We start from the raw sequence: 6,240 nt of genomic DNA, 5'->3' as shown, positions 1-6,240 counted from the left end.
CAGAAACTCTCGCTTCTTCGCATCACCGCCTTCGTGGCGGGGATGTCCGTTCAACACAAACCGCGAACCGGCATCGAGCCAGCGCACGCCTCCGACACCAAAATATCGGCTTGCTCGCGCATCCCATGCTTCTACCAGCCGTCGAGCTCGCGCCTCGCCCGTGTCGGAGCTGGAATAGCCATACGCCGTCGATTCGTATACGGTCATCGGCACATCAGGAACGCTACGCTCGACTTTCTGGCGGCGCTCCTCCGTGACATAGCTCGTCGCGGCAAGTCCGCTCTCAGCCTGAAAATCGGACGCGGGCCGCTTGTAATCAAATGCACGCGATATGTAGCGCGTGCTCTGCATCGTCTGCACCCCTGTCCAATGGGCGAAGCCATCCGATTCGTTGCTGTCGTTCGCCCGAATGAACTCAACTGCCTTGGCATCTGGGAGAGTCGAGACGTGGTCGACGATAACGAGCGCCGTCTTGGGAGCGTCGCCTTCAGCAACGTTTTCGTGGATCCAGTAGAAGTACCAGCCCTCGGCCTCAGCCAAGCGGTTCACAAAGTGAAGATCGGATTCGCTTTGCCTGCACCACGAACGCTTGGCAGGATCTGACAACAGCGAGAAACGGTACTGTCCGCGTAGCTGCGGATACCGATCAAGCACGTCGGAAATGATCTCCCGGGCGTCTTTCTCGAGCCAGCCTTCTTCGTTATGAGTTTTCTCAAGGAAGACCAGCGCCGGTGAAAACTCGATCTGGTATGTCGAAAGGCCGCCATTACCGCCCAAATAGGCGACCCGATGCACGAAGCCGTGAACCGGACGATAGACAGGAATCGCAAAGGGAGCAGTGACTTGCTGAATCTGCAAGGTCACGGGCTGATGCATCAGCGACAGCAGCGCAGTGTCATCGCGCGTCGACGCAACGTCGATCGTGTACGAATAGTCGCGCCCGATTCTGGCCGATCCGCGCGCCCGTAACGGCACCAGCGCATTCTTGCCGAGCGGCGTATCCAGCATCAGTAGTCGGCCCTGCTGCAAAACGCCGTTGCTGATCGCCTCATAGAGCTCGCGCAACTTCAAGTCCCCGAGTGCGGACGATCTGATATCCAATTTCGTTATCTCTCTCAGGTTCAACCGTCAAAATGCAGTGGCACAAGGACGGCAGCCGTTGCGACGGCACGTCGCTCGCGCGATTTTAGTCTAAAGTCTGAAGATTATGGTTCGACTCGACAAAACTCCACGCCCGTTGTCAATCGGAGCCGAGGCATCGCATTCGGATGCAATCGGCGACAGCGAGTCAGTTGCCACAAATTCGCTGGGCGGTGCCGGCGTCGGCAATGACGCAGGCAGGAAGGTTCATCAATTGTTCATCGCGGAGGATCAACTTCGGGATCGCGACCATGCATCGTCCGCAATCGTAAATTTGCCATCGGCACTGCCTTGGACAGCCCAATCGTAAAGTGGCGCTTCAGCAACTCGAAATACGTCCAGGTCAGTCGCCCCACGATCGCTTCGCGAACTGGTACGCACCATAGACGGCGCTGAACAACTTGGCCATGGCCGAACCGCCGTCCTCGCTCGTCACCAGAATATGAAATGCCATGCGAACTGCGCTGGATTTTGTGGAGCCTCGAACCCTTGAGGGAAATCGAGCCATGGACAAGAAGCCAAGGAAGTTTGCAAGAGAAGTCCGCGAGCAAGCGGTGCGTCTGGTACGCGAGTAGCGGAGTGACCACTCGTCGATGTGGGCAGCGGTTGAATCGATTGCACCGATGATCGGCTGCACACCGCAGAGGCTGCTGGATTGGGTCAAGCGCAACGAGCCCGAATGTGGAGCCCGCGAGGTCAAGGAAATGCTTCGGACCAACGAGATTCTCAAACTTGCGAAGTTAGGCTCGATGAGCCGCTGCAACAGCCAAGCCCATGATCCCATGAGCAGTTTGTGAGTCGATTCGATGGCGATAGCCACAAAAGAAAAAGCCCCGCAAGTCCGAGAACTTACGGGGCTTTGTCACCGCTTTTGGCGGAGACGGAGGGATTCGAACCCTCGATCCAGGTTTTGGCCCAGATGCTCCCTTAGCAGGGGAGTGCCTTCGACCTCTCGGCCACGTCTCCCAAACTTTCGCTCGCACCAGGGAGGCAGTGCGACGAGAACGAAATAATATAGGGTTTCGAACCGCCCGTCAATTTCCGCGATGCATTTTCTTCAATGCATCACGAAAAATTCACGGTGCCTGGTCGAGTTCGAATGCCTTGTGCAGCGCGCGGACCGCCAGCTCCATGTACTTCTCGTCGATCAGCACCGAAATCTTGATTTCGGACGTCGAGATCATCTGGATGTTGATGCCCTCTTCCGACAACGTACGGAACATCTTGCTCGCGACACCGACGTGCGAACGCATGCCGACGCCGACCACCGACACCTTCGACACCTTCGGGTCGCCCTGCACGCGCTCCGCGTTCACATGGCCCTTCACCTGATTGGTCAGGATGTCCATCGCCTTCTGGTAGTCGCCGCGACCAACCGTGAACGTGAAGTCGGTCTTGCCCTCGACGCTCTGGTTCTGGATGATCATGTCGACGTCGACGTTCGCGTCGGCGACCGGGCCGAGGATCTGATACGCGATGCCCGGCTTGTCGGGCACGCCCATCACCGCAATGCGTGCTTCGTCGCGCTGGAACGCGATGCCGGAAATGACTGCCTTTTCCATGGTCTCGTCTTCTTCAAAAGTAATCAGGGTGCCCGAGCGCATCTCTTCGTCGAGCGCAATCAGCGGGTCGGTCAGGCTCGACAACACACGCGTCTTCACCTGGTATTTGCCGGCGAATTCGACCGAGCGGATCTGCAGAACCTTCGAGCCGAGACTCGCCATTTCCAGCATTTCCTCGAACGTCACGCGGTCGAGGCGGCGCGCCTCTTCGACCACGCGCGGGTCGGTCGTGTAGACGCCGTCGACGTCCGTATAGATCAGGCACTCTTCGGCACCGAGCGCAGCCGCAACCGCCACCGCCGACGTGTCCGAGCCGCCACGGCCGAGCGTCGTGATGTGGCCGTCCGGATCGACACCCTGGAAGCCCGTGATGATCACGACCTTGCCGGCGTTCAGATCCGCCTTCACGCGTTCGTCGTCGATCGAGTGGATACGCGCCTTCGTGAACGCGCTGTCCGTCTTGATCGGCACTTGCCAGCCGGCATAGCTCACGGCTTCGACGCCGATTTCCTGCAGCGCGATCGACAGCAGACCGACGCTGACCTGCTCGCCGGTCGACGCGATCATGTCGAGCTCACGCGGGCTCGGCTGGCTCGAAATCTCTTTCGCGAGACCGAGCAGGCGGTTGGTTTCGCCGGACATCGCGGACGGCACGACCACCATCTGGTGCCCGGCCTGATGCCATTTTGCGACGCGTTTCGCGACGTTCTTGATGCGCTCGACCGAGCCCATCGAAGTGCCGCCGTATTTGTGTACGATGAGTGCCATTGTCGTTCTGAACTGAAGGAGAAGCCGCACGGGCGCGCTGGGCAGGCCGCGTTGCCGTTCGGTCACGCGGCTTGTGGCTGTGGACGGACGACGAGGGGGACGGCTGGGACGCAACACGCAAGCGTGACGGAGTTTGCCCGGAAGGCCGATCAGGCCGCGCAAACCGGGTACGTCACGCGGAAAACCTGCACAAAACGCTCAAAAATCGAGCCGAGCAAACGTCCGAGCGTACCCGATAGAGGCCCGCTTGACAAGCCGCCCCGCCCGTTTGGCAAGCGTTCCGGCGCTGTTTACCAAATGGTGAAAACCGGCGCGCGATCACCGCCGCCAGCGAGCCGCCGCTAAGCGATCAGCAGGTCGGGCCGCCATTCGATGCGGCGCCAGCGGCCGTCGGCCGCCAACCCGTCGCCATGATTGATGCCGAGCCGCGGCACGTACACGAGCCGCTCGCCGGCATACAGCAGCGGCACGTCGCGCTGCCACGCCGGCACGCCGCGCTCCTGGAACAGGTTCTTCAGCGTCCGACCGGGGCCGCCCGGCGACGTACGCAGCCGCTCGCCGCCGCTCCGTGCGCGCGCGACGAGCGCCGCGCTGCGCAGCAGCGCCTCCGGAACCGCGCCGTCGCTGCCCGCCTCCGCCGCGGCGAACACGAACGTGCCGCGCCATGCCGGCAGATGCCACACCTCGTCGCCGTTCCACACGAGCGACGAGTCGGGATGCGGCGTGCCGGTGCCGTCGTCCGGCGGCTCCGCGCTGTCGGCCAGCTCCCAATACACCGCATCGCGATAGAGCCGCAGGCACTGGCCCGCGTGATCGACCCGCAGCGCATGCGCGTCGTGCGCATCGCGAAGCTGCCGCATCATGTTTGCCAGCCTGCCCGCCGACGCGCCCGGCAACCCGAGCGTGCGCATCCAGTAACGCAGCAGGTTCGCGCCGCGCGTGTCGTCGAACGCGATCAGCGCGTCGCGCGACAAGGCGCGGCCGTCGTCGCGCGCCGCGCCCGCGAAATCGAGCTCGGCGAGGTCGTCGAGCAGGCGCTGCGCGGCGGCCGCATGCTGGGCCGCGCGGCCGAGCGCGTCGCGAAAACCGGGGAAATGCACGGCGAGCGCCGGCAGCACGTCGAGCCGCAACGCATTGCGCGCATAGCGCGTGTCGGCATTCGATTCGTCGTCGATCCACGCGAGCTCGCGCTGCGCCGCATAGCGCTCCAGTTGCGCGCGCAACAGTCGCAGCAGCGGCCGCACGCGCTCGACGCTCGCGCCGTCAGGACGGTAGCGCGGCGCCATCGCGGCCAGGCCGGCGATTCCCGCACCGCGCAACAATTGCAGCAACACCGTCTCGGCCTGATCGTCGGCGTGCTGCGCAATCCAGAGCGCGGCGACGCCGTGACGCTCGCACATCGCGTCGAGCGCCGCATAGCGGCGCTCGCGCGCCGTCGCCTCGATGCCGAGGCCGCTGTCGCGCGGGACGTCGACCCGCTCCGATTCGAACGTGACCCCGAGCCGCTCCGCGGTCGCCTGCGCGTATGCGACCCAGGCGTCGGCGTTCGCGCTCAGCCCGTGATGCACGTGCAGCGCGACGCAGCGAGCGGCACCGGCGACGCGCACAGCCGCGTCGAGCAGCACCGTCGAGTCGAGGCCGCCGCTGTATGCGATGGCGATGCGCGCATCGGCCGGCAGCCCGGAAAGCGCCGCGCCGACCGCATCGAGGACGACGCGGTCGGCGCGGAATTCGGTTGGAGGAATCACGTGAGGGACGCGCGCCGGACGGCGCGCGATGTGAACACGCCGGTCATGCGCCGGGTGTGGTTTCCTTGAACTTGCCGTAGGCCATCAGGCGCTCGAAGCGGCGCTCGCGCAGCGCGTCGATGCTCATGCCCTGGAACTGGCGCAGCGAATCGGCGAGCGCACGGCGCAGCAACGCGGCCATGCCCTTAGGATCGCGGTGCGCGCCGCCGAGCGGCTCGTTGATGATCTTGTCGATTAGGCCGAGCGCCTTCAGTCGATGTGCGGTCAAGCCCAGCGCTTCCGCCGCCTCAGGCGCCTTCGCCGCGCTCTTCCACAGGATCGACGCGCAGCCTTCCGGCGAGATCACCGAATAGGTCGAGAACTGCAGCATCATCACGGTATCGCCCACGGCGATCGCGAGCGCGCCGCCCGAACCGCCCTCGCCGATCACCGTCGTGATGATCGGCGTCTTCAGCTCGGCCATCACGTACAGGTTGCGGCCGATCGCCTCGGACTGGCCGCGCTCTTCCGCGCCGATGCCCGGGTACGCGCCCGGCGTGTCGACGAACGTGAAGATCGGCAGCCCGAACTTCTCGGCGAGCCGCATCAGCCGTTCGGCCTTGCGATAGCCTTCCGGACGCGGCATCCCGAAGTTGCGCGCCGCACGTTCCTTCGTGTCGCGCCCCTTCTGGTGGCCGATCACCATGCACGGATGACCGCCGAAGCGGGCGAGACCGCCGACGATCGAAACGTCGTCCGCGTATGCGCGGTCGCCGTGCAATTCGTGGAAATCGGTGAACAGTTCGGCAACGTAGTCGAGCGTGTACGGACGCTGCGGATGTCGCGCGATCTGCGAGACCTGCCACGGCGACAGGTTCGCGTACAGATCCTTCGTCAGTTGCTGGCTCTTCTTCGACAACCGCTCGATTTCTTCCGAAATATCGACAGCCGAGTCGTCCTGCACGAACCGCAGTTCTTCGATCTTGGCCTCGAGTTCGGCGATCGGCTGTTCGAAATCCAGAAACGTGGTCTTCATGTGTTCG

Annotated in this window: 4 protein-coding genes, 1 tRNA gene and 1 pseudogene; 1 reads left to right on the top strand and 5 read right to left on the bottom strand. The window is 63.5% G+C overall.

Going from position 1 to position 6,240, the window contains the following annotated elements:
- Positions 1–1,101 (bottom strand): type VI secretion system Vgr family protein (locus C3Y15_RS06075; RefSeq protein ID WP_243860195.1); only part of this gene is annotated, 1,101 nt, incomplete at its 3' end.
- 545 nt (positions 1,102–1,646) lie between these two features.
- On the opposite strand from C3Y15_RS06075, the pseudogene C3Y15_RS06070 reads away from it, so the two are divergent.
- Positions 1,647–1,877 (top strand): annotated as a pseudogene (locus tag C3Y15_RS06070) (IS3 family transposase); the annotation flags it as partial.
- Between the two features lie 135 nt (positions 1,878–2,012).
- On the opposite strand, the gene C3Y15_RS06065 reads toward C3Y15_RS06070, so the two are convergent.
- From C3Y15_RS06065 to C3Y15_RS06050, 4 genes are all read right to left on the bottom strand, one after another.
- Positions 2,013–2,106 (bottom strand) — tRNA-Ser (locus tag C3Y15_RS06065).
- A gap of 110 nt (positions 2,107–2,216) precedes the next feature.
- Entirely contained in the window at positions 2,217–3,470 is a 1,254-nt protein-coding gene (locus C3Y15_RS06060) for an aspartate kinase (RefSeq protein ID WP_011885194.1), read from the bottom strand.
- A gap of 341 nt (positions 3,471–3,811) precedes the next feature.
- On the bottom strand, positions 3,812–5,218 hold the full coding sequence (gene tilS, locus C3Y15_RS06055) for a tRNA lysidine(34) synthetase TilS (RefSeq protein ID WP_046428358.1): 1,407 nt from the start codon (positions 5,216–5,218) through the stop codon (positions 3,812–3,814).
- Positions 5,219–5,261: 43 nt separating this feature from the next.
- Positions 5,262–6,233 carry an acetyl-CoA carboxylase carboxyltransferase subunit alpha gene (locus C3Y15_RS06050; protein ID WP_011885196.1) on the bottom strand — a complete coding sequence of 324 codons (972 nt, stop codon included), beginning with the start codon at positions 6,231–6,233 and terminating at the stop codon, positions 5,262–5,264.
- Between the last annotated feature and the right edge of the window lie 7 nt (positions 6,234–6,240).

Source organism: Burkholderia sp. B10, assembly GCF_004368385.1.
In the GTDB taxonomy this organism is placed as follows: domain Bacteria; phylum Pseudomonadota; class Gammaproteobacteria; order Burkholderiales; family Burkholderiaceae; genus Burkholderia; species Burkholderia vietnamiensis.
Note: the sequence above shows the minus strand (reverse complement) of the source record. Positions and strands in the feature narration are given on the sequence as shown.

Bases quoted from the DNA above. Each gene is read 5' to 3' on its own strand.
- C3Y15_RS06060 (WP_011885194.1), bottom strand. From the start codon at position 3,470: ATGGCACTCATCGTACACAAATACGGCGGCACTTCGATGGGCTCGGTC.
- C3Y15_RS06050 (WP_011885196.1), bottom strand. From the start codon at position 6,233: ATGAAGACCACGTTTCTGGATTTCGAACAGCCGATCGCCGAACTCGAG.